We start from the raw sequence: 25,505 nt of genomic DNA on the forward strand, positions 1-25,505 counted from the left end.
CCCGGCCGCCCCGGTAAAACCCGGCGCAAGCGAAAGGAGCCTCCCATGGCGATCACCGAGGACGAAGCCCGCAAGGTCGCGCATCTGGCGCGGATTGCGGTCAAGGACGCCGACCTGCCCGCGCTGGCGCAGGAGCTGAACGGCATCCTGCATTTCATGGAACAGCTGAACGAGGTCGATGTCGAGGGCGTCGAGCCGATGACCGGCGTCGAGCCGATGCGGCTCAAGCGGCGCGAGGACATCGTCACCGATGGCGAGATGCAGGAGCTGATCCTGAAGAACGCGCCCGATGCGCGCGAGGGCTTCTTTGCCGTGCCGAAGGTGGTGGAATGAGCGATCTGAACAGACTGACCATCGCCGAGGCCCGGGACGGGCTGCGCAAGGGCGATTTCACCAGCCTTGAGCTGACCGAGGCCTGCCTTTCGGCCATCGCGGGTGCCGGCGCGCTGAACGCCTTTGTCCACAACACCCCCGAACGCGCGCGGCAGATGGCCGCCGCCGCCGACAGCCGCATCGCCGCGGGCGACGCGCCCGCCATGTGCGGCATCCCGCTGGGCATCAAGGATCTGTTCTGCACCAGGGACGTGCCCTCGCAGGCGGCCAGCCGGATCCTTGACGGCTTCCTGCCGCAATATGAATCGACGGTGACGCAGAACCTGTGGGATGCCGGCGCGGTCATGCTGGGCAAGCTCAGCATGGACGAATTCGCCATGGGCTCTTCGAACGAAAGCGCCTGTTATGGCCCGGTGGTCAACCCTTGGAAGGTGGACGACCGGCAGCTGACGCCGGGCGGCTCCTCGGGCGGTTCGGCCGCTGCGGTGGCGGCCGACCTGTGCCTGGCCGCGACCGGCACCGATACCGGCGGCTCGATCCGCCAGCCGGCGGCCTTCACCGGCACGGTCGGGCTGAAGCCGACCTATGGCCGGGTCAGCCGCTGGGGGGTGATCGCCTTCGCCAGCTCGCTGGACCAGGCCGGGCCGATGACGAAATCGGTGCGCGACGCGGCGATCATGCTGGGCGCCATGGCCTCGGTCGATCCCAAGGATTCGACCAGCGCCGAGCGCGCGGTGCCCGACTACGAGGCGGCGCTGACCGGCGACATCCGCGGCAAGCGGATCGGCATTCCGCGCGAATACCGCATGGAAGGCATGTCGGACGAGATCGATGCGCTCTGGCACAAGGCGGCCGAGATGCTGCGCGATGCCGGCGCCGAAGTGGTGGACATCACCCTTCCGCATACCAAATACGCGCTGCCGGCCTATTACGTGATCGCCCCGGCCGAGGCGTCCTCGAATCTCGCGCGCTATGACGGGGTGCGCTACGGCCGCCGCGCGAAGCTGGGCGCCGGCGACGGCGTGGTCGAGATGTATGAGAAGACCCGCGCCGAGGGCTTCGGCCCCGAGGTGCAGCGCCGGGTGATGATCGGCACCTATGTGCTGTCGGCGGGCTTCTACGACGCCTATTACAACCGCGCCCGCAAGGTGCGCGCGCTCATCAAGCGCGACTTCGATCAGGTCTATGCCGACGGCATCGACGCGATCCTGACCCCGGCCACCCCCAGCGCCGCCTTCGGCCTGGGCGAGATGGCGGGCAAGGACCCGGTCGAGATGTATCTGAACGACGTCTTTACCGTCACGGTGAACCTGGCCGGGCTGCCGGGAATCTCGGTGCCGGTGGGCCTGGACAGGCAGGGCCTGCCGCTGGGCATGCAGCTGATCGGCCGGCCCTGGGACGAGGGCAACCTGATGAACCTTGCGCAGGCCCTCGAATCTGCGGCAGGCTTCACGGCGAAACCCTCGCGCTGGTGGTGACCGGCTTCAAACGGGAGAGACCGATGCGGAACCTGGCGATCCTGGGCTTTGCCCCGCTGCTGGCGCTGGCCAGCTGCGGCGAGAATACCGGCTGGAACCCGAATTACAGCGCCATGCACAACGGCTCGCGCTATGCCGAATACCTGCAGGCGCGCGAAGTCGCGCTGCAGGGCAGGGGCCCGGTGCCGACAGCGATCCCGGTGCAGTTGCCGGTGCAGGCGCCGACCGCCGCCGATATCGCCGGCACGCCGGCGAAACCGGCGGGGACGACGACGGCGCGCGCCCCAGCGGTTCCGGCCAATGCCCAGGTCGCCGCCACCGGTCCCTATCCCGGCTCGACCCCGGTGCTGGTGCGTTACGCGCATCAGGAAGCGCAGGCGCCGGGCACGCGGAAGTATCAGCGCAGCGGCGGTTCCGAATCGACGGCGGCGCGGGCCTGCCGCGGCTATGCCAGCGCCGATGCGGCGCAGACCGCCTTCATCGCGGCGGGCGGGCCGGTGATCGACCCGCGCGGGCTGGACCCCGACGGCGACGGATTCGTCTGCGGCTGGGATCCGCGCCCCTTCCGCTGGCCCCGGCTTTGAGCCCTTCGCCCAATCACGGCGACCGGCGCGGGCAGCTCCCCTCGCTGGTGGTGATCCATTACACAGGCATGGCGGACGGACCTTCCGCCCGCGCCCGGCTCTGCGATCCCGCGGCCGAGGTCAGCGCCCATTGGCTGATCCATGAGGACGGCGCGGCCGAGGCGCTGGTCCCCGAGGACCGCCGCGCCTGGCATGCCGGCGCCGGCTCCTGGCAGGGGCGCGAGGACATCAATTCCCGCAGCATCGGCATCGAGCTGGCCAATCCCGGCGACCGGCCCTTCCCCGAGCCGCAGATGGCGGCGCTGGAGGCGCTGCTGCACGACATCATGACGCGCTGGTCCATCGGCCCCGCGGGCGTGATCGCGCATTCCGACATGGCGCCGGGGCGCAAGATCGACCCAGGCCCGCGTTTCGACTGGCGGCGGCTGGCCTTGCAGGGGCTGGCGCTCTGGCCGGACGGCGCGGGCGAGGACCGGCCGCTGGCCGCAAGCCTGACCCGCATCGGCTATCCCGAGCACCCCGACCGCCTCGCCGCCTTTCGCCTGCGCTTCCGCCCCTGGGCCAGCGGTCCCGAAGACGCTACCGACCGCCGCCTCGCCGCCGCCCTTGCCGATGGCCGGTTTCTTTCTTGCGCAAATATCCCGCAGGGGGAGGCCGCCGCGCCAGCGGCGGACGGGGGACGCGAAGTCCCCCCGCAGCACGCCTAGACAAGCGGCCCTAGAAAAGCGCCTCGATCCGCCGGGCTTCCTCGGCCAGCCCGTAGGGCGGGTTCAGCACGACCATGCCCGAGCCGACCATGCCATGGCCGGGCCGCGCCGGCGGGAACTGCACCTCCGAGATCAGCGCCCCGGGATGGTCCCGGCGCAGCGCCTCGACCATCGGCGCATGGCGGTCGTCGGCCAGGATCGGATACCACAGCGCGATGACGCCCACGTTCCACTTGCGCACCAGCTTGCCGATATGGCGCGGGATGGCGTCGTAATCCGCCTTGACCTCATAGCTGGGGTCGATCAGCAGCAACCCGCGGCGCGGCATGGGCGGGCAGAGGGCCTGCGCCATCTGGAAGCCGTCCTGCCGGTGCAGATGCGCGAAGCCGGCGACCTGCGCCAGCGCCTCGTGCTCGGCCGGGTGCAGCTCGGCCAGATGCGCCACGTCGCCCGGACGCAGGAAATGCCGCGCGATCAGCGGCGAGCCGGGATAGGCGGTCGCGCCATGGCGGGCGCGCACCGCGTCCAGCGCCAGCCGCAGCGGGTGATCCTCGGACAGCCAGTTTTCGGAAAGCGCGCGGGTGATGCCGGCCTCGGCCTCGCCGGTCTTTTCCGCTTCGGGCGCCGCCAGGTCGTAGAGGCCGCGCCCGGCATGGGTTTCCAGATAGGACAGCGGTTTGGGCTTGGCGGTCAGATAGGCCAGCACCCAAGCCAGCAGCGCGTGCTTGTGCAGGTCGGCCAGGTTCCCGGCGTGATAGGCGTGCTGATAGGACAACATGTCCCGCGATTAACCCGATGGTCCGGAAATGAAAAGCGGCGGCGCCCAGGGAGGAGGAGGGGGCACCGCCGCGCAACGCTGGCCCAGGGAGGAGGAGGGGCCGCGTATGGGGTGCGGCAATGGCAGGGAGGAGGAGGCCATCACCGCGTGCCGACGATCCCAGGGAGGAGGAGAGGACCGTCGCATTCGTCCCGCCCTTCGGCGGTATTTCTTGGCGGCACCCTCAGGGAGGAGGAGGGAGGGTGCCGCCTGAGCCGGGAAGCCCAGGGAGGAGGAGGGGCTTCGCCGTATCGGTTTGGCGGCGCCTCCGGGAGGAGGAGAGAGGCGGCCGCCTGAACCGCGAGACCCAGGGAGGAGGAGGGATCTCGCCGTATGGGGTGCGGCAATGGCAGGGAGGAGGAGGCCATCACCGCGTGCCGACGATCCCAGGGAGGAGGAGAGGACCGTCGCATTCGTCCCGCCTTTCGGCGGTATTTCTTGGCGGCACCCTCAGGGAGGAGGAGGGAGGGTGCCGCCTGAACCGGGAAGCCCAGGGAGGAGGAGGGGCTTCGCCGTATCGGTTTGGCGGCGCCTCCGGGAGGAGGAGAGAGGCGGCCGCCTGAACCGCGAGACCCAGGGAGGAGGAGGGGTCTCGCCGTATCTGAGCGGCGGCATCCTCAGGGAGGAGGAGGGAGGATGCCGCCTGAACCCGGACCCAAGGGAGGAGGAGTGGGTCGGGTGTTCTATGCCTTACTTCGATCCCCAGGCGGCCTCGTAGGCCACGCTGCGGATGTTGCCGCGGTTCAGGCCCAGGTCGGCCAGATCGCGGTTCGACAGCGCGCCCAGTTCGCGCAGGGTCTGGCGATAGACCGCGCGGCGTGCCATATTCTCACGGATATTGGCCACGAATTTCGCGATCGCGCCGTTGCCGGCGATGTCGTTGCGGTGCAGACCGCCATGGATCAGATCGAGAACAGCCATTTCATTCACTCTTTCGTCTTGCGGATGGCGCGGTCGGTTTTCCCTGTCGCGCTGTTGAGACGAACATGGTCCCTTTTCTGCATATGCACAATGGCCGCGGGCGAGATGCTGCTATGCAGAAACCACATGGCTGTTTCTTGGAGGCTGTCACAAAGCGTTAATAATCCGTGAACTTTTCAGCCTTTTTACAAGCTCCATCAAGTTTCTCTAGTAGCCGGGTCGTATTTTACGCGGGGTCACAGGCAGTTAGCGGTATCAGCCTTTTGGTGCGGGTTGCCGACACCCGTCCGAATTGCCATGCTGCGGGCGCTTTGGAATGGGGGTGGCGATGACGATATCACGCGAACGTGTGCTTGCGGAACTTGCGCAGATCGCGGTTCCCGGGGGCGGAACCCTTGTTTCGGCCGATCTGGTGCGCGCGCTCAGCGTCGAATCGGGCGTAGTGCGATTCGTCATCGAGGCCGCGGATGCCGCCGCCGCCCGCGCCCTTGCGCCCGTCGAGGCCGAGGTGCAGCGCCGCCTTTCCGCCCTGCCGGGGGTCGAGAAGGTGCAGATCGTCACCACCGCCCCCGCCGCGCCGCGCGGCGCCGTCCCGCCGCAAGTCACGGCGCGCTCGGGCGGCGAGGCGCCGCCCAGCCTGAAGATCGGCCGCCATCCGACGCCCCAGGCCGGGCCGGCCCCGGTCAGCGGCGTGGCGCGGATCCTGGCCATCGGCTCGGGCAAGGGCGGGGTCGGGAAATCCACGCTGACCGCCAACCTCGCCGTGGCGCTGGCGCGCAAGGGGCGGCGGGTCGGGCTGCTGGATGCGGATATCTACGGCCCCTCGCAGCCGCGGATGCTGGGCCTGACCGGGCAGCGCCCGACCAGCAACGGCCAGATGATCGAGCCGCTGCACGCCCATGGCGTCACCGTCATGTCGCTGGGCCTGATGATGAAGGAAGGCGAGGCCGTGGTCTGGCGCGGCCCGATGCTGATGGGCGCGCTGCAGCAGATGCTGAACCAGGTGAAATGGGGCGAGCTGGACGTGCTGCTGGTCGACCTGCCGCCCGGCACCGGCGACGTGCAGCTGTCGCTGTGCCAGAAGGCGCAGGTCAGCGGGGCGATCATCGTCTCGACCCCGCAGGACGTGGCGCTGATCGACGCGCGCCGCGCCATCGACATGTTCGGCAAGCTCAAGACCCCGGTGCTGGGGCTGGTCGAGAACATGTCCACCTATATCTGCCCGAATTGCGGCCATGAGGCGCATCTGTTCGGCCATGGCGGCGTCGCCGCCGAGGCCGCGGCGCTGGGCCTGCCCTTCCTGGGCGAGATCCCGCTGAACCTCGACCTGCGGCTGTCGGGCGATGCGGGCACGCCGGTCGCCGCCGGCGACGAACCAGCGGCGCAATCCTTTGCCCGGCTGGCCGAACGGCTGATCTCTGGCGGCATGGCCTGAGGCCGGCCGCCCGGGACCCGTCCGGGAAAGCACGGGAACGGGTCCGGGAATTCGCGGGAAAGGCGCTCCGATTCCGAATCACCACGGCGTGATTGGCCGTGAAGAACCGACGAATCCGCGATTCCCGTCGCACTCTCCCCACCCCGAAGGACGTGCCTGGGCGGAAATCGGGCCGATTCCGGGAAACTGTGGGATTTATGTGCCACAGCCCAGGTCGACACCATATCTTGTGGTCATCGGCGAAAAGAATCCGAAACCTTCCGTGTTGATCGCGCTAGCGTGAATTTGTTCGCTTGCCGTTCACCGGCAATGGCCCGCCTGCAGCCTGCTTTCCCCCAAACAAATCCATTGCGTCCCGTAAATTCCCATGGCATCCCTTGGCTCACGGAACGGGCACGAGGGGCATCAAGACCCCAAAAGGCGACAAGCAGCTTTCATACAGGCAACCCGCTTCCGAACGACCTCTGCGGCGCGCGAGCAGCACCTCCCCCAGGTGGCGCGAAACGCAGGGCGCGATCCCCGAAACTACGGGGCCCAGAGATGGGAACGAGGGCGGCGGATCGGGCGGTGGCAGCAGCCCGGTCCGCCTTTCCTTTTCGGGAAAACCGGAAAGGCCGGGACAGTGGAAGGAGTGCGGGCCGTTGGCACGCCGGTTCAGAGGGTCGGAAGAGGTCAAGGTGGACGCGAAGGGTCGCGTTTCCATCCCGGCCAAGTTCCGCCGGGTCTTTGAAGCCTCCGATCCCGACTGGCAGGCCGGCAAGCGCGCGCAGCTCGTCATCGTCTACGGCACCCGCGACTGGAACTGGCTGCAACTCTTCACCATCGAGGCCATGGAAGAGATCGAGGAGGGCATCGCCCGCATGCCGCGCGGCTCGGCCGCCCGCAACCTCTTGGAAAACATCTATCAGGGCCATGCCGACGAGGCCGAGATCGACGGCGACGGCCGGCTGGTCCTGCCGCAGAAGCTGCGCGAGAAGATCGGGCTGACCGACAGCGCCTTCTTCATCTCGGCCGGCGACAGCCTGAAGGTCTGGACCCCCGAAGCCTATGCCGAGGAAGAGCGCGCGCTGGAGGCCCGCGTGCCGGAGCTGGAGCCCGGCGCCGATCCGCTGTCGCTGCTGGCCCTTGGCGGGAGGGATGAGGGATAGATGGCCGAGGCTCCGCATATCCCCGTCCTGCTTGGCCCGCTGTTGCGGGCCGTTGCGCCTGTGAAGGGCATCTGGGTCGACGGCACCTTCGGCGCCGGCGGCTATGCCCGCGGCCTGCTTGAGCAGGGCGCCCAGCGCGTCATCGGCATCGACCGCGACCCCTCGGTCATTCGCATGGCCCAGGCCTGGGCGGGCGAATACGGCGACCGGCTGCATCTGGTCGAGGGCACCTTTTCCGATCTGGACCAGCTGGCCGGCGGGCCGGTCGATGGTGTGGTGCTGGACCTGGGCGTCAGCTCGATGCAGCTCGACCAGCCCGAGCGCGGCTTTTCCTTCCTGCGCGACGGGCCGCTGGACATGCGCATGGGCGGCGACGGGCCCTCGGCCGCAGAGCTGCTGAACACCGCGCCCGAATCGGTCATCGCCGACGTGCTTTACCTTTACGGCGAGGAACGCGCCTCGCGCCGCATCGCCAAGGCCATCGTGGCGGCGCGGCCGCTGTCGCGCACCGGCGAGCTTTCGGACATCGTCGCCGGCTGCCTGCCGCGCCCCAAGCCGGGGCAGAGCCATCCCTCGACCCGCACCTTCCAGGCGATCCGCATCTGGGTGAACGACGAGTTCGGCCAGCTCGTCGCCGGGCTGGCGGCGGCCGAGCGGGCGCTGCGGCCGGGCGGCAAGCTCGCGGTGGTCAGCTTCCATTCGCTCGAGGACCGCATCGTCAAGCGTTTCATGCAGGCGCGCTCGAACAGCGCCGGGGGCGGCAGCCGCCATGCGCCCGTGGCCGCGCGCGAGGAGCCGGCCTTCACGCTGCCCTTCCGCCGCGCCATCGGCCCGGACGAATCCGAGCTGGCGGCGAATCCGCGCGCGCGCTCGGCGCTCTTGCGCGTCGGCATCCGCACCGGGGCGCCGGCCGGCCGGGTCGATCCGGCGGCCCTGGGCCTGCCGGTGCTGTCGGATAGGAGGGGCTGATGCGATCCGTGCTTTACCTTCTGACCACGCTGGCGGTGATGGGCTTGGCCTTCTGGGCCTATCGCGAGAATTACCGCACCCAGGCCGCCATCAGCGAGATGGGCGATATCCAGCGCCAGATCGGCCGCCTGCGCGAGGATCTGGGCGTGCTGCGCGCCGAATGGGCCTATCTGAACCGTCCCGAGCGCCTGCGCCAGCTGGTCGACCTGAATTTCGAGCGGCTGAAGCTGGTGCCCTTCGGTTCGGACCAGTTCGTCGATGTCGGACAGGTGGCCTTCCCGGCGCCCCAGGCGCCCGAGCCCGCCGCCGGTCCCGAGGCCGGCGCCGATCTGCCCGTCGAGCGCCCCGCCGGATATCCGCCCCGCAGACCACAGGAGAGCACGCCATGATCCGCACCCCGCTGCGCCCGCTGGCCCGCATCCTTCGCGCCCGCGAAACCGGGCAGAACCCCGATGCCATCGAGGCCGAGAACCGCGCCCAGAGGCATGCCGTCATTCAGGAAAAGGCGCGCGGCAGCGCCCGCACCCGTCTGTTCTTCATGTCCTGCGCCTTCGCGGTCGCCTTCGGCACCGTGGGCGCCAAGATGGGCGTGCTGGCCTCCAGCCAGCCCAGCGAGCCGCGGGTGCAGACCACGGGCGCGCAGATCATCTCGCAGCGCGCCGACATCACCGACCGGCACGGGCGGGTGCTGGCCACCAACCTGCTGACCCATTCGCTTTATGCCCATCCCCAGCAGATGGTCGAGCCCGAGCGCGCCGCGCGCGAACTGGTCCGCGTCTTCCCGGACCTGGACATCGAGCGTCTGCGCAAGGACTTCACCGGCAAGCGCACCTTCGTCTGGATCAAGAAGAAGATCAGCCCCGAGCAGATGCAGGCCGTGCACGACATCGGCGAGCCGGGACTGCTGTTCGGCCCGCGCGAGATGCGGCTTTACCCGAACGGCCATATCGCCGCGCATATCCTTGGCGGTGCCACCTTCGGCAAGGAGGACGTCGCCAGCGCCGAGGTCGTCGGCGTCGCCGGCGTCGAGAAGGCCTTCGACCACTGGCTGCGCGACCCGGCCAATGACGGCGCGCCGCTGACCCTGTCGCTGGACCTGACCGTGCAGGCCGCGATGGAGGAGGTGCTGGGCAACGGCATGAAGGTGATGAACGCCAAGGGCGCCACCGGCATCCTGATGGAGGTCAAGACCGGCGAGATCGTCGCCATGGCCAGCCTGCCCGATTTTGATCCCAACGACCGGCCGCGGCCGCTGCTCAAGGGCGATCCCTCGGACAGCCCGCTGTTCAACCGCGCGGTGCAGGGCCAGTACGAGCTGGGCTCGACCTTCAAGATCTTCCCGGTGGCGCAGGCCATCGACCTCAAGCTGGTCAGCCCGGCCACGATGATCAACGCGAAGTCGCCGATGCGGATCGGGAAATACCTCATCAACGATTTCCACAATTACGGCGGCCAGCTTTCGGTGGCGGATATCATCGCCAAATCCTCGAACGTCGGCACGGTGCGCATCGCCCAGCTGCTGGGCCCCGAGCGGCAGAGGGATTTCCTGCAGAAGCTCGGCCTGTTCGAGCCGACCCCGATCGAGATGAGCGAGGCGCCGACCGGCAAGCCGCTGGTGCCGCAACGCTGGCCCGCCGTGACCTCGGCCACGGTCGCCTTCGGCCACGGGCTGGCGGCCAGCCCGCTGCACCTGGCCTCGGCCTATGCGACCATCGCCAACGGCGGCAAGCGCGTGCGCCCGACGCTGGTGCATGGCCGCAGCCAGCGCGAGGGCGAGCAGGTGCTTTCGCCGGCCGCCGCCCATACCGCCATGCAGCTGCTGCGCCAGGTGGTGACGCGCGGCACCGCCCGGACCGCGAATATCGACGGCTACGAGGTCGCCGGCAAGACCGGCACCGCCGACAAGCCGCGCCCGACCGGCGGCTATTACAAGAACAAGAACGTGACGACCTTCGCCTCGGTCTTTCCGGCCAGCGATCCGAAATATGTGTTGGTGCTGACGCTGGACGAGCCCTCGGTCGGGCTGGCGGGGGGCGGCGAAAGCCGCACCGCCGGCGCCACCGCGGCCCCGGTGGCGGGCGAGCTGATCCGCCGCGTCGCGCCGCTGCTGGGCCTGAGGCCCAGCACGGAAACCCAGCTGCCGATGGTTGAACGGCCTTTGCCGGATCGGCTAAAGCTCGTCTCGAACTGATGAGCGGAGGTTCCGTGACCGAACGGGTGATGCGGCTGTCCCTTCTGGGGCTTCGGGGGGACAAGGGGCGCGACCCCGAGGTGACGGGGCTGTCCGTCGATTCGCGGCAGGTTCGGCCCGGGCATCTGTTCGCGGCCCTGCCGGGTTCGGCGACGCATGGCGGCGAGTTCATCCAATATGCGCTGCGCCAGGGGGCGGGCGCCATCCTGACCGACCGCAAGGGCGCCGAGATCGCCGCGGCCGAGCTGGCCGGCTCGGACGCGGCGCTGGTGGTGGCCGAGGACCCGCGCGCCGCGCTGGCCGGGGCCGCCGCGCTGTGGTTCGCGGCCCAGCCCGAAACCATGGTCGCCGTCACCGGCACCTCGGGCAAGACCTCGGTCGCCACCTTCACACGGCAGATCTGGCAGGCGCTGGGCCACAAGGCGATCAGCCTCGGCACCATGGGCGTGCAGGGCGATTACCAGGCCAAGCTGGCCCATACCACGCCCGAGCCGATCACCCTGCACCGGGTGCTGGCCGAGGCGGCGAGCGCGGGCGTCACCCATGCGGCGATGGAGGCCAGCTCGCACGGCCTTGACCAGCGCCGGCTGGACGGGGTGCGGCTGAAGGCCGGGGCCTTCACCAATTTCAGCCAGGACCACCTGGATTATCACAAGGATTTCGACGAGTATTTCGCCGCCAAGGCGCTGCTCTTCGACCACCTGCTGGACGAAGGCGCCGGAGCCGTCGTCAATATCGACGACCCGCGCGGCCGGCAGATGGCGCAGATCGCGCGCGAGCGCGGCCTCGACCTGACCACCATCGGCAAGGATGAGCGCGCCGACCTGCGCATCCTCGGCCAGCGTTACGACGCGACCGGGCAGGACCTGCGCTTCAGCCTGCACGGCCAGGCGCATCTGGTGCGGCTGGCGCTGATCGGCGGCTTCCAGGCGGAAAACGTGCTTGCCGCGGCCGGCCTCGCCATCGCCGCCGGCGACGAACCCGCCCGGGTGATCGAGACGCTGCCGGGCCTGACCACCGTGCGCGGCCGCATGGAACTGGCGGCGGTGCGGGAAAACGGCGCGGCGGTCTTCGTCGATTACAGCCACAAGCCCGGCGCGCTGGCCTCGGCCCTGCAATCGCTGCGCCCGCATGTCCTGGGCCGCATCATCGTGGTCTTCGGCGCCGGCGGCGACCGCGACCGGCTGAAGCGCCCGCTGATGGGCGAAGCGGCGCGGCAATTCGCCGACCTGGTCTATGTGACCGACGACAATCCCCGCTCGGAAGACCCGGCCGCGATCCGCGCCGAGGTGCTGGCCGGCGCCGGTCCCGATGCCATCGAGGTCGGCGACCGGGCCGAGGCGATCCTGCGCGCCGTCGATGCGCTGCAGCCCGGCGACGCGCTGCTGATCGCCGGCAAGGGGCACGAGACCGGCCAGATCATCGGCAACGACGTTTATCCCTTCGACGATGCCGAGCAAGCCTCGGTGGCCGTCGCGGCGCTGGATGGCAAGATATGACGCTCTGGACCTCGCAGGATGCCGTCGCCGCGACCGGCGGCCGCGCCACCCGTGACTTCGCCGTCACCGGCGTCTCCATCGACACCCGCACCATCCGGCCGGGCGATCTGTTCGTCGCCCTGCAGGCCGCCCGCGACGGCCATGACTTCGTCGCCCAGGCGCTGGAAAAGGGCGCGGCCGCTGCGCTGGTCAGCCGCATCCCCGCGGGCGTGGCGGATGATGCGCCGCTGCTGGTGGTCCCCGAGGTGCTGGCGGCGCTGGAGGCGCTTGGCCGCGCCGGCCGCGCCCGCATGCGCGGCAAGGTCGTGGCCATCACCGGCTCGGTCGGCAAGACCTCGACCAAGGAGATGGCGCGCATCGCCCTGACCGGGCAGGGCAAGATCCACGCCGCCGAGGCCAGTTACAACAACCATTGGGGTGTGCCGCTGACCCTGGCGCGCATGCCCGAGGACACCGACTTCGCCATCGTCGAGATCGGCATGAACCACCCCGGCGAGATCGAGCCGCTGGCGCGCCTTGCCCGGCCGCAGGTGGCGATGATCACCACGGTCGCCGCGGCGCATCTGGAAGCCTTCGGCGCCATCGAGGGCATCGCCCGCGAGAAGGGCGCGATCTTCCGCGGCCTGACCCAGCCCGGGACCGCGGTGATCCCCGAGGACCTGCCCGTCACCCAGCTGCTGCGCGACTGCGCGGACGAGGCCGGCGCCATCGTCATCGGCTTCGGCCAGCAAGGCATGGCGAGGCCGCTGAAGGCCGAGACCGCGGACGGCGCGACCCGGGTCCGCGCCCGGGTGCTGGGCGAGACGGTGGATTTCACCCTCGCCAGCGCCGGCACGCATTTCGTGATGAACGCGGTCGGCGTGCTGGCGGCGCTTTCCGCCGCCGGGGCCGATGTGAAGCAGGCCGCGGCGCGCCTTTCCGACTGGCGCCCGCCGCTGGGCCGCGGCGCGGTCGAGGATCTGGGCGGCATCCGGCTGATCGACGACGCCTACAACTCGAACCCCACCTCGCTTTCGGCCGGGCTGGCGACGCTCGCGCGGCTGACCGGCGGGCGGCGGGTGGCGATCCTGGGCGACATGCTGGAACTCGGCCCCGACGAGATCGCCATGCATGCCGGCATGGCGCAGGACCCCGCGATGGAGACCGTCGACCTGGTCCACACCGCCGGCCCGCGCATGCGCGCCCTGCACGAGGCGCTGCCGGAAACCCGCCGCGGGCTGCATGCCGAGAGTGCCGCCGAACTGGCCGAGCGCGCGCAGGACCTGGTCGCGCCCGGCGATATCGTGCTCGTGAAGGGCTCGAAATCCTCCAAGGTCTCGACGGTGGTTGACGCGCTCAGGCGGACGCGCCAAAGCACGCCCCCTGGCGAAAGGACAGCGTAATGCTCTATTGGCTCACAAACCTCTCTGACGGCGGGGATTTCTTCAACCTTTTCCGATACATCACCTTTCGCGCCGGCGGCGCCTTCTTTACCGCGCTGGTCTTCGGCTTCTTCTTCGGCCGGCCGCTGATCGACCTTCTGCGCCGCAAGCAGAAGAAGGGCCAGCCGATCCGCGACGACGGGCCCGAGAACCATTTCTCCAAGGCCGGCACCCCCACCATGGGCGGGCTGCTGATTCTCGCCGCGCTGGTGGTGGGCACGCTGCTCTGGGCGCGGCTCGACAATGGTTATGTCTGGATCGTGCTGCTGGTCACGCTGGGCTTTGCCGCCATCGGCTTCGCCGACGACTATGCCAAGGTCACCAAGCAGCACCATGCCGGGCTCTCGGGCAAGGTGCGGCTGCTGATCGGGCTTTGCATCGCTGCCGGCGCGGGGGCCGCCGCCGCCTGGCTGCACCCCGCGGCGCTCAGCGGCGAACTGGCGCTGCCCTTTTTCAAGGATGCGCTGATCAATCTGGGCCTGCTCTACGTGCCCTTCGCGGTGCTGGTGATCCTGGGCGCGGCCAATGCGGTGAACCTGACCGACGGGCTGGACGGGCTGGCGATCATGCCGGTGATGATCGCCGCGGCCAGCTTCGCGGTGATCGCCTATATGGTCGGCAACGCGAATTTCGCCAATTACCTCGGCGTGCATTTCGTCCCCGGCACCGGGGAACTCGCGGTCTTCGTCGCGGCGCTGATCGGCGGCGGCCTGGGCTTCCTGTGGTATAACGCCCCGCCCGCCGCGGTGTTCATGGGCGATACCGGCAGCCTCGCGCTCGGCGGCGCGCTCGGGGCCATCGCGGTGGCGACCAAGCACGAGATCGTGCTGGCCATCGTCGGCGGCCTTTTCGTGGTCGAGGCGCTGTCGGTGATCATCCAGGTGCTCTATTTCAAGCGCACCGGCAAGCGCGTCTTCCTGATGGCCCCCATCCACCACCATTTCGAGAAGAAGGGCTGGGGCGAGGCGCAGATCGTCATCCGCTTCTGGATCATCGCGCTGATCCTGGCGCTGATCGGCCTCGCCACGCTCAAGCTGCGCTGATCCTTCTCTGTTGCACAAATACCCTCGGGGGGTCCGGGGGGCGAAGCGCCCCCGGCCTTCCTTTACCGAAGGCAGAACCATGATCCCCGTCCAAGGCGTCGAAAACCAGACCATCGCCGTGCTCGGCCTCGGCCGCTCCGGCCGCGCCACCGCCGCCGCCCTTGCCGCCGGCGGCGCCCATGTCGTCGCCTGGGACGACGGCGCCGACACCCGAGAACAGGCCGAGGCCGAGGGGCTGCGCATCCTCGACCTGACCCGCGACGCCAGCTGGGAGGGCGTCTCGGCCCTGATCACCAGCCCCGGCATCCCGCATCTCTATCCGAAACCGCATCCGCTCATCGCCAAGGCTTACGCGCTCGGCGTGCCGGTGGACAACGACATCGGGCTGTTCTTCCGCAGCTTCGCCACCGCGGAATGGGAGCGGTTCGATACCACCCCGCGCGTTATCGCCGTCACCGGCTCGAACGGCAAGTCCACCACCACGGCGCTGATCCACCACATCCTGAAGGAAGCCGGCCGCCCGACCCAGATCGGCGGCAATATCGGCACCGGGGTTCTGTCGCTCGACCCCGCCCATGACGGCGAGGTGGTGGTGCTGGAGCTTTCCAGCTACCAGACCGACCTTGCCCGCGCCCTGACGCCCGATGTGGCGGTGTTCACCAATCTCTCGCCCGACCATCTCGACCGCCATGGCGGCCCCGGCGGCTATTTCGCCGCCAAGCGCCGGCTCTTCGCCGAGGGCGGCCCGGACCGGGCAGTGATCGGCGTGGACGAGATCGAGGGATGCTACCTTGCCGGCCAGCTTGCCATGGCCGCCTCGGACGACCGGGTGATCCGCATCTCCTCGGGACAAAAGCTGGAACGCTTCGGCTGGTCGGTCTTTGCCCGCAAGGGCTTTCTTTCGGAATGCCGCAAGGGCCGCCAGGTCGCCTCGATCGACCTGCGCGACATCAAGGGCCTGCCGGGCGAGCACAACCACCAGAACGCCTGCGCCGCCTATGCCGCGGCCCGCGCCGTGGGCCTTGCCCCGCGCGAGATCGAGCGCGCCTTCCACAGCTTCGAAGGCTTGCCGCATCGCAGCCAGACCGTGGCCGAGATCGGCGGCGTGGCCTGGGTCAACGACAGCAAGGCCACCAATGTCGATGCCGCCGCCAAGGCCCTGGCCGCATTCCGCAACATCCGCTGGATCGCCGGCGGTCTGGGCAAGGAGGGCGGCATCGCCGCCCTGCAACCGCATCTGGGCAATGTCGCCAAGGCCTATCTGATCGGCCATTCCGCCCGCGACTTCGCGCTCGAGATCGGCCAGACCCCCTATGAGATCGCCGAGACCATGGAGCAGGCGGTCGCCCATGCCGCCGCCGAGGCCCGGCCGGGCGAGACGGTGCTGCTTGCCCCTGCCGCCGCCAGCTTCGACCAATATCCCAACTTCGAAAAGCGCGGCGAGCATTTCATCGCCTTGGTCGAGGCGCTGCGGCGCTGATCTTCACCGTTTCCCAAATACTCATGCGCCAATGCTCAAGCGCCCATGCCGCCAGGCCCGGCCCATGCAGGAGATGACAACGATCCCGTTGCGTCGATCCGGCCGCGGCACCCGGCTTCTTCGTTCCTCAAATACCCGTAAAACCGTGCAGCCAGGAACCGGGCTTGCATGAAAAAGGCCCCGGCGGAACCGGGGCCTTCATCCTTGCGGCGGCTCAGAAGGAATAGCCGACGCGGACGCCCGCGGCCCAGGCGTGGTTGTCCGACATCCTGGCCCGCGCGACATCCGGCGTCCCGGTCTCGGCATAGGCGTTGCCCAGCTTGATGTAGCTGACGCCGGTCGTCACCTTGATGTTGTCGCGGGTATAGATCGCGGCCAGCGTCACGCCCTTGCGCCCGTTGGTCGGCGCCAGGGGCGAGACCAGGTCGTCGCCGTCGGGTTCGTACATGAAGGACATCGAGCCCGACCAGGTTTCGGTGAACTTGCGGCCGACGCCGATGGTGTAGGTCGTGGTGTCCTCCAGCTCGACCAGGCCATCCGCGATGCCGAAGCCCGCCGGCGGCGTGCCGACCAGGACCTGCGGGTTCACCCTGAACTCGGACCAGTTCACCCAGCGGATCGAGCCGAACAGCAGCGTGTCGGCGGCGATGCCGGTCTGGCCCTCCAGCGTCCAGGAGCGCGGCGTCTTGACGGTGGTCTCGCTGCTGATGCCCGAGGGCGGCAGGGCGGCATGGGTCTCGGTGGTATCGAAATCATGCTCGACGGGCGAGTTGTAGGTCAGCGAGACGCGGGCGGCGATCTCTGGCATCTCATAGGCGACGCCGGCGACCCAGCCGACGCCCCAGGCCCCGTCCAGCTTGACGTTATAGCCGGACAGCGGGCCGTAGGCCGCCCCGCTCAGCGTCACGTCGCCATCGGCGTGCGAGCCGCGGATACCGCCATGGACCGAGAAGTTGTTCTCGAACTTGTAGCGCAGCAGGGCGGTATAGGTCGTCGAATTGACCTCGACGGCGGTGCCGCCGAAGGCCACCGACCTGCCGGGCTCGTAGCGGATATCTGCGCCGAAGGGCTGTTCCAGGATGAAGACGCCCGACAGGGCATCCGTGAACTGGTGCTTGTAGGCGAACCCGGCGAAACCGTAGCCCTGTGCGACATCGCCGGTCTCGCGGCCGCCGAACACCGCCAGGTCCCGGCCCGAGACGTCGGGGGTCACGCCGCCGAAGCTGAGCTCCAGATAATTCCCCTGCTCGAACAGCGGCGCCAGCGATTGCGGCGCGCGTTCGATCCCGCCGGCCAGAACAGGCGCGGCCGTGGCCAGCAGGGCGCCGATGCCGGTGATGATCCTTTTCATGGTTTCCTCCCAGAGACCGGTTCTTTTCAAACCTCTGGGTTCAGCCTGCGGCACGCGCCACAGTTGCGTCAATCTCCCGCATATCCTGACGCGGCGTCCCGGCCCCGCCGCCTTCCGGGCGTGTCCTCTCCGCAACATTTCGTTAACGCGGCGTCCCGGCCCGGCCGTTGCATGCGCCTGCCGGCCGTCATCGGAGCGGTCCGGCCGCGCCAGAGGGCGGCATCCGGAAATCGTCGCCAAATCGCCCCGGATCGCGCCCGGCAGGCTGGACAATCCGCTCCCCGCGTGAAATGGGAAACTGCCAAACGAACCCCTGACAAGGATGCTCCCATGCAGATTCGTGAGGCTCTGACCTTCGACGATGTTCTTCTCGTTCCTGCGGCGTCCTCGGTGATGCCCTCGACCGCCGACGTGACGACCTATGTCACCAAGCAGATCCGGATGAACATTCCGCTGCTCTCCAGCGCCATGGATACCGTCACCGAAAGCCGCATGGCCATCGCCATGGCCCAGGCCGGCGGCATCGGCGTGATCCACCGCAACCTGACCGCCGAGCAGCAGGCCGACGAGGTCCGCCGCGTGAAACGCTTCGAATCGGGCATCGTCTACGACCCGATCACCCTGACCCCCGACCAGACCATCGCCGATGCCAAGGCCCTGCAGGAGCGTTACAACGTCACCGGCTTTCCGGTGGTGGACGCGGCCGGCCGCGTCGTCGGCATCATCACCAACCGCGACATGCGCTTCGCCAACAGCGACGACATGCCGGTGCGGGCGGTGATGACGGCCGAGAACCTCGCCATCCTGCGCGAGCCCGCCGACCGGGCCGAGGCCATCGACCTGATGAAGGCCCGCCGGATCGAGAAGCTGCTGATCACCAATGCCGAGGGCAGGCTGACCGGCCTGCTGACGCTGAAGGATACCGAGAAATCGGTGCTGAACCCGCTGGCCTGCAAGGACGAGCTGGGCCGGCTGCGCGTCGCCGCCGCCTCGACCGTCGGCGACGAGGGATATGAGCGCAGCCTTGCCCTGATCGAAGCCGGGGTGGATCTGGTGGTGATCGACACCGCCCATGGCCATTCCGAGGGCGTGGCCCGTGCCGTTTCCCGCATCAAGGCGCATTCGAACGAGGTGCAGGTGGTGGCCGGCAACGTGGCGACCGCCGAGGCGGCCCGCGCGCTGGTCGATGCCGGCGCGGATGCGATCAAGGTCGGCATCGGCCCGGGGTCGATCTGCACCACCCGCATCGTCGCGGGCGTCGGCGTGCCGCAGCTGACCGCGATCATGGACGCGGCGCGCGGCGCCGGCGACGTGCCGGTCATCGCCGATGGCGGCATCAAGTTCTCGGGCGATTTCGCCAAGGCCATCGCGGCGGGGGCTTCCTGCGCCATGGTCGGCTCGGCCATCGCCGGCACGGATGAATCGCCCGGAGAGGTGATCCTCTATCAGGGCCGCAGCTTCAAGTCCTATCGCGGCATGGGCAGCCTCGGCGCCATGGCGCGCGGCTCGGCCGACCGCTATTTCCAGAAGGACGCGGCCAGCGACAAGCTGGTCCCCGAGGGGATCGAGGGCCAGGTGCCCTACAAGGGCTCGGCCGCGGCGGTGATCCACCAGCTGGTCGGCGGCCTGCGCGCCGCCATGGGCTATACCGGCAACGCCACCGTGGCCGAGATGCGCGGCGGCTGCCAGTTCGTGCGCATCACCGGTGCGGGCTTGAAGGAAAGCCATGTCCATGACGTGCAGATCACCCGCGAAAGCCCGAATTACCGCATGGGCTGATCCGCTTACCGAATCTTAATCGGTTTGCCCTAGAGGTCGTGAGGGAACTTCCTTCGCGGCCTTTCATGCTTTTCCGGGCTTTCCTTTTTCTTCTGGCGCTTGGCACTGCGGCTTTCGGCCCCGGCGGGGGCAGGGCGCTGCCTTCGGCCGATGTCTGCGAATGGGCCGCGCAGCAGGCGGCGCAGGAATATGGCGTGCCGATGGACATCATGGGCGCGCTGACCCTGACCGAGACGGGGCGCCGCCTGGACGGCGTCGTGCGCCCCTGGGCCTGGAGCGCCAATGCCGAGGGCGAGGGGACCTGGTTCGACGACCCCGCCAGCGCGGTGGCCTTTGCCGAGGATCGCGTGGCCCGGGGCCGCACCAATATCGACATAGGCTGCTTCCAGCTGAACTATCGCTGGCATGGCGAGAACTTCTCCTCGGTCGCGCAGATGTTCGACCCGCTGGAGAATGCCCGCTATGCCGCGCGTTTCGTGCGCGATCTGCATGGAGAGATGGGCGATTGGCGCATTGCGGCAGGCGCGTTCCACTCTCGCACCCAGGTCCATGCGCAGCGTTACCTGGCGCGTTTCGACACGCTGCACCAGATGCTGCGCGACCGGGGTTTCCAGGGCATGACCGGTTCGCCCGAGACCTATAACAGCTTCGCCTCGATCGAGTCCGGCCAGCGCCGGCGGGTGCGGGAAAGGGTGATGTTGCTGGGGGCGCCGCTGGGCAGTCAGGTCACTGGCCGGCCCGGCTCGCTGGCGGTGCTGGCCTCGGGACGCTCGCCCCTGGGGGCTCCGGGCGGGCCGATGATCGCGGTGCGCGTCGCCTCGGGGGAAGAGGGGGCCTCGCTCTGGCGGTCCGGTCTGCCGCCCTGACGGGATTGACAAAGCACGGCCGGGGCCGTTTCTGGGCGGGATCCGCCAACCGCCGCGCCGGGGACGCAGCCAGACATGACGCCCGCCGCCCGAGCTGCCGCGGCCATCGCCATCCTTGACGGCATTCTTGCGGGACAGGCCGCCGAGGCGGCGCTGATCCGCTGGGCCCGGGCCAGCCGCTTTGCCGGTTCGGGGGATCGCGCGGCGGTGCGGGATCTGGTCTTCGATGCGCTGCGCCGGCGGCGTTCTCGTGCCGCCCTGGGCGGCGCGCTGTCCGGGCGCGGGCTGCTTCTCGGGCTGTGCCGCGAAGAAGGCGCCGATCCCGCAACGCTGTTCACCGGCGAAGGGCACGGGCCGCCGGCTCTTTCCGCGGCCGAGCTGGCGGCGGGCCGCGCGCCGACGCCGGCAGAGGCGCTGGACCTGCCGGACTGGCTTTTGCCGCTGTGGCACGAGGCGCTGGGCGCCGCTGCCGAGCCGGTGGCATTGGCGATGCGCGACCGCGCGCCGGTCTGGCTGCGGGTCAACCTGCGCCGCGCCGATCCGGCGCGCGCCGCCGCCGCGCTGGCCGAGGAGGGGATCGCGACCGTGGCGCATGCCGAACTGCCCACGGCGCTGCGCGTCTCCGAAGGCGCGCGGCGGCTGTCCGGCTGCCGCGCCTATCGCGAGGGTCTGGTCGAGCTGCAGGACCTTTCGCCCCAGCTGGCCTGCGCGCTTTTGCCGGAGCAGGGCAGTCTGCTGGACTTTTGCGCGGGGGGCGGCGGCAAGGCGCTGGCCATGGCGGCGCGGGGAGCGGGGCCGATCACCGCGCATGACATCGATGCCGGGCGCATGGCCGATCTGCCGGCCCGGGCCGAAAGAGCCGGGGTGCGCATCCGCCTGGCCGCGCCGGGCAAGGTCGCGGGCCGGTTCGATACCGTCCTGGCTGATGTGCCCTGTTCGGGCAGCGGAACCTGGCGGCGCAGCCCCGAGGCGAAATGGCGGCTGACCCCCGAAGCGCTGCGGCGGCTGTTGTCGGTGCAGGGCGGGATCCTGGATCAGGCGGCCGGATTCGTCGCGCCGGGCGGGTATCTCGCCTATATGACCTGTTCGGTGCTTTCTGCGGAAAACCAGGGGCAAGCACATGCATTCCTTGCCCGCAATCCGGGATTCGAACCGGTCGCCGAGCGCCGGTTCACGCCGCTGGAGGCTTCGGACGGCTTCTACCTCGCCTTGATGCGTCGGCGTTAACCTCCGGTTAACCCGCATGCGCTACGCAGAGAGGAAAAGATTGGTTGCGAGGGGACTGATGATTTCGGAACGGGCGGACATCCTGCGCTCGGCGCAAATCCTGGTGCCGTTTCTGACGCTTCCCGCGCTGATCGGCGCGTTGTGGCTGGCGCTGCGCCCGCAGGACGCGCAGGGCGGCGTCACTCTTTTGACCGTCGGTGCGGCGGTGACGGCCTGGTATCTTCTGGGGGGCGCCATTTCGGCCCGTCACCTGTGGCGGGGGCTGGCGACGCGGCGCGATCTGACCCGGCTGCTGCCCGCCGTCCTGGACCATGATCTGCCGGCCTTTGCGGTCGGGCCGGACGGGCTGATCCTGGCGCAGAATCAGATGGCGCTGGACCGGATCGGCGATCTGGTCGACCGACCCGTTCATGATGCGCTCAGCCGCCGCCATGCCGATCCGGCCGCGTTCTGGCAGGACCTGGGTATCGGCCTTTCCCGCAGCGGCAGGGTCCGCGCCGATCTGGGCGAGGCGGGCGATTATATGGTGACCCGCCAGGCGGGCTCGACCGTCCAGCTGTGGCGGGCCGCCGCCCCCGAGCTGCCGGCGCTGCCCGCGCCGGCGCCGCCGCGCAGCGACATCGACGATTTCGATCTGCTTCCGGTCTCGTTGCTGATCCTCGACCCCGCGGCGAATATCCTCCGCGCCAATGCGGCCGCCTGCGACCTGCTGGGGGGGGCGGTCGGGGGACAGAACCTGGCCGCACTGCTCGACGGGCTCGGACGCGAGATGGGCGATTGGGTGGCGGATGTCGGCGCGGGACGGACGATCGGCGGCTCAGAGGTGCTGCATGTTCGGGCCGAGGGCCCCGACCGGTTCGTTCAGGTCTCGCTGACGCGCGGCAAGGGGGATCACGTCACCGCGGTGCTGTCCGATGCCAGCGCGCTGAAGACGCTCGAGGCGCAGTTCGTGCAAAGCCAGAAGATGCAGGCGATCGGCCAGCTTGCCGGCGGCATCGCGCATGACTTCAACAACCTGCTGACCGCGATCACCGGGCATTGCGACCTGCTGATGCTGCGCCATGACAAGGCCGATCCGGACTACGCCGATCTGGACCAGATCAGCCAGAACGCCAACCGGGCGGCGGCGCTGGTGCGGCAATTGCTGGCGTTTTCCCGCAAGCAGACGCTCAAGCCGCAGATCATGGACCTGCGCGACACGCTTTCGGACCTGACGCATCTGCTGAACCGGCTGGTGGGCGAGCGCATCGTGCTGACCTTCGATCACGATCCTTCGCTGCGGATGATCCGCGCCGACCGGCGCCAGCTGGAACAGGTGATCATGAACCTGGTGGTGAACGCCCGCGACGCCATGCCCGAGGGCGGCGACATCACCATCTGCACCGACAATGTCCGGCTGGAGAGCCGCGCCGCCTGCGGGCGCGCCACCTTGCCGGCCGGGGATTATGTCCGGGTCCAGGTCCGCGACCAGGGCTGCGGCATTGCCGCCGATGATCTGGCCAAGATCTTCGAGCCCTTCTTCACCACCAAGCGCACCGGCGAAGGCACCGGACTGGGACTCTCGACCGCTTACGGCATCGTCAAGCAGACCGGCGGCTATATCTTCTGCGACAGCGCGCCGGGCGAGGGCAGCTGCTTTTCCCTGTTCTTCCCGGCGCATGACCGCCGCGATGCCGAAGAGGTGCAGCAACAGTCCCCGACGGCTGCGATGCGCGCGCGTCGCGAGGTCGAGGCGACCGTGCTGCTGGTCGAGGACGAGGCCCCGGTGCGCGCCTTTGCCAGCCGCGCCTTGAAACTGCAGGGGTTCAACGTGCTCGAGGCGGCCTGCGCCGAGGATGCGCTGTCGCTGCTGGCCGATCAGCGCCTGGAGGTGGATGTCTTCGTCACCGATGTGGTGATGCCGGGCATGGACGGCCCGGCCTGGGTGCGCACCGCGCTGCGCGACCGGCCTGACACCAAGGTGATCTTCATGTCGGGCTATGCCGAGGACATCTTCTCGGAGGGCCGTCCGCCGGTGCCGGATGCCGCCTTCCTGGCCAAGCCCTTCTCGCTTTCGGACCTGACCGCGCTGGTGAGCCGGCAGCTGGGCGGCAATCGCTAGGTCGCCGCCGGACCGGGATCAAAGCGAATCGTAAAGCGCGAAATCCGCCGCCATCACCTTGCGCAGCCCCGCCTCCTGTTCGGGGTTCAGGCTGACGTCGACCGTCGGCGGCACGTTCACCCGCGGCAGGCTGATCGCGCAATCCAGCCGGTCCTCGAGGAAATGGGTAAAGGTTTCCATGTCCTCGTAGCGGAAGATGCGATCGACATGATCGGCTTCCGTGGTCAGGAAGGCGGCCTGGCTGCCCACCCGCGCCACCTCCGGCCCGTCGGGATCGGCATAGGCGCTGGCGAAATCCGCGAAGCTGACGCCGATCATGGGGTGTTCCGGGTCCTCGTCATCGTCGCGCAGGCGAAAGCGATACCAGCTGCGCAGCCAGCCGATCGGCTCGCGCATCAGGGCGATGGTGGTGAATTTCTCGCCGGTGGCCGAATGCAGCCAGGGCTCTATATGGCGTCGATAGGTCTGCAGGTCGGCATGTTTCAGCGCGGCCGGGCGCTGGACGGCGACATTGGCCAGGGCTTCAAGCGCGGATTCCACCGCGGTGGACCCGGCCTTGGGTGTCGCGAGGAAGACCAGCCGCCTTTCCCAGAAGATCAGCATTTTCCAAATACTTTCAGCCGTTGCGGCATGCGCGCCGGGATAGCCATCCGCCCTGCGGCTGTAAACCGTTTCTTAATCCTTTCGCGGCAGTCTGGGGCAGGAGGTCGCGATGCGGCCTCTGATTCGCCAACCAGGACTTGCATTTCGGCGCAATAGGGCGCAGATAAGAACAACCCGTGAACAAAATGGCGGGCGGGCGCTGATTGCCCCGGATGGCGGGGTGTGAAATAAGCATGAGGACCGCATGGCAGGGGCAACACTTTTCGACATGAACGACAAGCGATCCGCAGACAAGCAGAAGGCGCTGGACAGCGCGCTGGCCCAGATCGAACGGCAATTCGGCAAGGGCTCGATCATGAAGCTGGGCGCCGACAGTCCGGTGGCCGAGATCGAGGCGACCTCGACCGGCTCGCTGGGGCTCGACATCGCCCTGGGGATCGGCGGCCTGCCCAAGGGCCGGATCATCGAGATCTTCGGCCCGGAAAGCTCGGGCAAGACCACGCTGACGCTGCATGTCGTGGCCGAGGAGCAGAAGAAGGGCGGCGTCTGCGCCTTCGTCGATGCCGAACATGCGCTGGACCCGCAATATGCCAAGAAGCTGGGCGTCAACCTGGACGAGCTCTTGATCAGCCAGCCCGACACCGGCGAACAGGCGCTGGAGATCGTGGATACGCTGGTGCGCTCGGGCGCGGTCAGCCTGGTCGTGGTCGATTCGGTGGCGGCGCTGACGCCCAAGTCCGAGATCGAGGGCGATATGGGCGACATGCAGATGGGCAGCCAGGCCCGGCTGATGAGCCAGGCGATGCGCAAGCTGACCGCCAGCATCGGGCGGTCGAACTGCATGGTGATCTTCATCAACCAGATCCGCATGAAGATCGGCGTGATGTTCGGCAACCCCGAGACCACCACCGGCGGCAACGCCCTGAAATTCTACGCCTCGGTGCGCCTGGATATCCGCCGCACCGGCTCGATCAAGGACCGAGACGAGGTGGTCGGCAACTCGACCCGGGTCAAGGTGGTCAAGAACAAGGTGGCGCCGCCCTTCCGCCAGGTCGAGTTCGACATCATGTATGGCGAGGGCATCTCGAAGGTCGGCGAACTGATCGACCTCGGCATCAAGGCCGGCGTGGTCGAGAAATCGGGCAGCTGGTATTCCTATGGCGATGAGCGCATCGGCCAGGGCCGCGAGAATGCCAAGCAATATCTGCGCGACAATCCCGACGTGGCCTATGCCATCGAGGACAAGATCCGTGCCAGCCACGGCCTGGATTTCGGGGCTGCGGAGGATGGCGACGAGGCGCTGACCGAGGATTGATCCCGGACCGACCCGGCGGGCATCGGTGGCTTCCGACAGGGCTTGCATGCGGTGCGCAGGGAAGTTCCCGTGCATTTCCATCGCCAAGGGGGCTTTGCCCCCACGCCTCACGCGCCCCTCGACGGGGCGCATGAGTCGCTCCCCCAGGATATTTGCCCAAGAGAGATGCCGGGAGGCCGCCCGGCCACGCGGGATTGCTGGACAGCCGCCATGGCTGGGGCTAGACCGGGCGGCAAA

Annotated in this window: 22 protein-coding genes; 18 read left to right on the forward strand and 4 right to left on the reverse strand. The window is 68.8% G+C overall.

The window, feature by feature from the left end; translation table 11 throughout:
• The first annotated feature begins 45 nt into the window (after nt 1–45).
• The 4 genes from gatC to PARJ55_RS21455 are packed head-to-tail and all read left to right on the forward strand — an operon-like array spanning nt 46 to nt 3,102.
• Entirely contained in the window at nt 46–333 is a 288-nt protein-coding gene (gene gatC, locus PARJ55_RS0104215) for an Asp-tRNA(Asn)/Glu-tRNA(Gln) amidotransferase subunit GatC (protein ID WP_028711874.1), read from the forward strand.
• The gene (gene gatA / locus PARJ55_RS0104220) at nt 330–1,811 is read left to right on the forward strand and encodes an Asp-tRNA(Asn)/Glu-tRNA(Gln) amidotransferase subunit GatA (protein ID WP_028711875.1); all 1,482 of its coding nucleotides are present in this window, start codon (nt 330–332) and stop codon (nt 1,809–1,811) included. The genes gatC and gatA overlap by 4 nt, the downstream gene beginning before the upstream one ends.
• A gap of 23 nt (nt 1,812–1,834) precedes the next feature.
• Complete coding sequence (locus PARJ55_RS0104225) at nt 1,835–2,395, forward strand: hypothetical protein (RefSeq protein WP_028711876.1); 561 nt, start codon at nt 1,835–1,837, stop codon at nt 2,393–2,395.
• Nucleotides 2,392–3,102 carry an N-acetylmuramoyl-L-alanine amidase gene (locus PARJ55_RS21455; protein WP_084637776.1) on the forward strand — a complete coding sequence of 237 codons (711 nt, stop codon included), beginning with the start codon at nt 2,392–2,394 and terminating at the stop codon, nt 3,100–3,102. Before PARJ55_RS0104225 ends, PARJ55_RS21455 begins: the two co-directional genes overlap by 4 nt.
• Nucleotides 3,103–3,112: 10 nt before the next feature.
• Here PARJ55_RS21455 and PARJ55_RS0104235 read toward each other — a convergent pair whose 3' ends face one another.
• Nucleotides 3,113–3,880 (reverse strand): 23S rRNA (adenine(2030)-N(6))-methyltransferase RlmJ, encoded by a 768-nt coding sequence (locus tag PARJ55_RS0104235; protein WP_028711877.1) that lies wholly within the window; start codon nt 3,878–3,880, stop codon nt 3,113–3,115.
• Nucleotides 3,881–4,609: 729 nt separating this feature from the next.
• Nucleotides 4,610–4,840 carry a DUF1127 domain-containing protein gene (locus PARJ55_RS0104240; protein WP_028711878.1) on the reverse strand — a complete coding sequence of 77 codons (231 nt, stop codon included), beginning with the start codon at nt 4,838–4,840 and terminating at the stop codon, nt 4,610–4,612.
• 328 nt (nt 4,841–5,168) lie between these two features.
• Here PARJ55_RS0104240 and PARJ55_RS0104250 point away from each other — a divergent pair, with 328 nt between their 5' ends.
• The 9 genes from PARJ55_RS0104250 to murD all read left to right on the forward strand — a co-directional run bounded on the left by PARJ55_RS0104250 (nt 5,169) and on the right by murD (nt 16,026).
• A complete protein-coding gene (locus PARJ55_RS0104250) occupies nt 5,169–6,275 on the forward strand; it encodes an Mrp/NBP35 family ATP-binding protein (RefSeq protein ID WP_028711879.1) in 1,107 nt (368 codons plus the stop codon).
• A 641-nt stretch (nt 6,276–6,916) separates the two neighbouring features.
• Nucleotides 6,917–7,423: a division/cell wall cluster transcriptional repressor MraZ gene (mraZ, locus tag PARJ55_RS0104255; RefSeq protein ID WP_028711880.1), complete on the forward strand. Its 507-nt coding sequence runs from the start codon at nt 6,917–6,919 to the stop codon at nt 7,421–7,423.
• A complete protein-coding gene (gene rsmH, locus PARJ55_RS0104260) occupies nt 7,424–8,392 on the forward strand; it encodes a 16S rRNA (cytosine(1402)-N(4))-methyltransferase RsmH (RefSeq protein WP_028711881.1) in 969 nt (322 codons plus the stop codon).
• Entirely contained in the window at nt 8,392–8,781 is a 390-nt protein-coding gene (locus tag PARJ55_RS0104265) for a cell division protein FtsL (protein WP_036696922.1), read from the forward strand. The genes rsmH and PARJ55_RS0104265 overlap by 1 nt, the downstream gene beginning before the upstream one ends.
• Complete coding sequence (locus PARJ55_RS0104270) at nt 8,778–10,583, forward strand: penicillin-binding protein 2 (protein ID WP_028711883.1); 1,806 nt, start codon at nt 8,778–8,780, stop codon at nt 10,581–10,583. The genes PARJ55_RS0104265 and PARJ55_RS0104270 overlap by 4 nt, the downstream gene beginning before the upstream one ends.
• A 29-nt stretch (nt 10,584–10,612) precedes the next feature.
• Nucleotides 10,613–12,082: a UDP-N-acetylmuramoyl-L-alanyl-D-glutamate--2,6-diaminopimelate ligase gene (locus tag PARJ55_RS0104275; RefSeq protein ID WP_028711884.1), complete on the forward strand. Its 1,470-nt coding sequence runs from the start codon at nt 10,613–10,615 to the stop codon at nt 12,080–12,082.
• Nucleotides 12,079–13,464: a UDP-N-acetylmuramoyl-tripeptide--D-alanyl-D-alanine ligase gene (gene murF, locus PARJ55_RS0104280; protein ID WP_028711885.1), complete on the forward strand. Its 1,386-nt coding sequence runs from the start codon at nt 12,079–12,081 to the stop codon at nt 13,462–13,464. Before PARJ55_RS0104275 ends, murF begins: the two co-directional genes overlap by 4 nt.
• Nucleotides 13,464–14,546, forward strand: a complete 1,083-nt coding sequence (gene mraY, locus PARJ55_RS0104285; RefSeq protein WP_028711886.1) for a phospho-N-acetylmuramoyl-pentapeptide-transferase — start codon at nt 13,464–13,466, stop codon at nt 14,544–14,546. The genes murF and mraY overlap by 1 nt, the downstream gene beginning before the upstream one ends.
• 79 nt (nt 14,547–14,625) lie before the next feature.
• Nucleotides 14,626–16,026, forward strand: coding sequence for a UDP-N-acetylmuramoyl-L-alanine--D-glutamate ligase (murD, locus tag PARJ55_RS0104290; protein ID WP_028711887.1), 1,401 nt, complete (start codon nt 14,626–14,628; stop codon nt 16,024–16,026).
• A 214-nt stretch (nt 16,027–16,240) separates the two neighbouring features.
• Here the strand turns inward: murD and PARJ55_RS0104295 are convergent, their stop codons facing one another.
• Complete coding sequence (locus PARJ55_RS0104295) at nt 16,241–17,377, reverse strand: OmpP1/FadL family transporter (RefSeq protein WP_028711888.1); 1,137 nt, start codon at nt 17,375–17,377, stop codon at nt 16,241–16,243.
• Nucleotides 17,378–17,707: 330 nt separating this feature from the next.
• Between PARJ55_RS0104295 and guaB the strand changes: the two genes are divergently transcribed.
• The 4 genes from guaB (at nt 17,708) to PARJ55_RS0104315 (ending at nt 23,350) form a co-directional block, all read left to right on the forward strand.
• Nucleotides 17,708–19,156 carry an IMP dehydrogenase gene (guaB, locus tag PARJ55_RS0104300; protein WP_028711889.1) on the forward strand — a complete coding sequence of 483 codons (1,449 nt, stop codon included), beginning with the start codon at nt 17,708–17,710 and terminating at the stop codon, nt 19,154–19,156.
• Between the two features lie 65 nt (nt 19,157–19,221).
• Nucleotides 19,222–20,022, forward strand: coding sequence for a hypothetical protein (locus tag PARJ55_RS21460; RefSeq protein ID WP_036713808.1), 801 nt, complete (start codon nt 19,222–19,224; stop codon nt 20,020–20,022).
• 75 nt (nt 20,023–20,097) lie between these two features.
• Complete coding sequence (locus PARJ55_RS0104310; RefSeq protein ID WP_028711890.1) at nt 20,098–21,249, forward strand: RsmB/NOP family class I SAM-dependent RNA methyltransferase; 1,152 nt, start codon at nt 20,098–20,100, stop codon at nt 21,247–21,249.
• A gap of 58 nt (nt 21,250–21,307) precedes the next feature.
• Nucleotides 21,308–23,350, forward strand: a complete 2,043-nt coding sequence (locus PARJ55_RS0104315) for an ATP-binding protein (protein ID WP_028711891.1) — start codon at nt 21,308–21,310, stop codon at nt 23,348–23,350.
• 18 nt (nt 23,351–23,368) lie between these two features.
• Here PARJ55_RS0104315 and PARJ55_RS0104320 read toward each other — a convergent pair whose 3' ends face one another.
• Nucleotides 23,369–23,953, reverse strand: coding sequence for a sulfotransferase family 2 domain-containing protein (locus PARJ55_RS0104320; RefSeq protein ID WP_028711892.1), 585 nt, complete (start codon nt 23,951–23,953; stop codon nt 23,369–23,371).
• A gap of 244 nt (nt 23,954–24,197) precedes the next feature.
• On the opposite strand from PARJ55_RS0104320, the gene recA reads away from it, so the two are divergent.
• On the forward strand, nt 24,198–25,268 hold the full coding sequence (gene recA, locus PARJ55_RS0104325; RefSeq protein ID WP_028711893.1) for a recombinase RecA: 1,071 nt from the start codon (nt 24,198–24,200) through the stop codon (nt 25,266–25,268).
• Nucleotides 25,269–25,505 lie beyond the last annotated feature (237 nt).

The organism is Paracoccus sp. J55, assembly GCF_000513975.1.
In the GTDB taxonomy this organism is placed as follows: Bacteria; Pseudomonadota; Alphaproteobacteria; order Rhodobacterales; family Rhodobacteraceae; genus Paracoccus.